The following is a 625-nucleotide window of genomic DNA, read 5'->3' on the forward strand; positions in this document are numbered from 1 at the left end:
ATCTTATTGTCTTGTTTAGAAAAAATCACTTCCAAGCCGTTTTGAACAAGTCTTGACGAATATTTTTTCATGTTGATTATGATTTCTGGGATTACTATATAGAGTACGCTTTCGTGCATCTCTATTTCATTAATTCCAGAGAAACCTTCACAGGCAACAGCAGCAAAAGGAATAGGATCATTACCCAAATCTCCACTTTCAAAAATATAGCGGATCATATCAAGGATCTCGGAAACCGGCACTGGCCTAACACCAAGATTATCGTCATTGCCACTTTCTATATTCTCCTTAAATTTAATCTGTGCCTTGATTGCTCTTTTGATGATGTTAAAAAGCACTTTATTTCTTTCGATATCCTCCGTTTTCTTTGAAGTGAGCACCTGATTAAACAACCTATGCTGGGCTTCGAGATAACGGTTAATTCCATGCTCTAACTTTTTCTGATACAGTTCTTTCTTTTTATTCTCTAAGATTTCAATGAAGGCGTCATTATCAAACTGCTTTTGAAGATAGGCCAACAAGTCTTCCTTAATGAGCAAAAGCAACCTAATCTTTTCAATATTCATAAAGTTTAAGTAGTTCTCAAATGTCTGTCTCTTATACACATCTCCGAGCCCACGAGACA

Annotated in this window: 1 protein-coding gene; it reads right to left on the bottom strand. The window is 36.0% G+C overall.

The genetic code is table 11. The annotated features are described in order from the left end of the window. A partial coding sequence (locus JHD69_RS20095) for a hypothetical protein (RefSeq protein WP_199142113.1) occupies positions 1-566 on the bottom strand: 566 nt, incomplete at its 3' end. Between the last annotated feature and the right edge of the window lie 59 nt (positions 567-625).

Source organism: Pedobacter sp. ASV12, assembly GCF_016429155.1.
GTDB lineage: Bacteria > Bacteroidota > Bacteroidia > Sphingobacteriales > Sphingobacteriaceae > Pedobacter.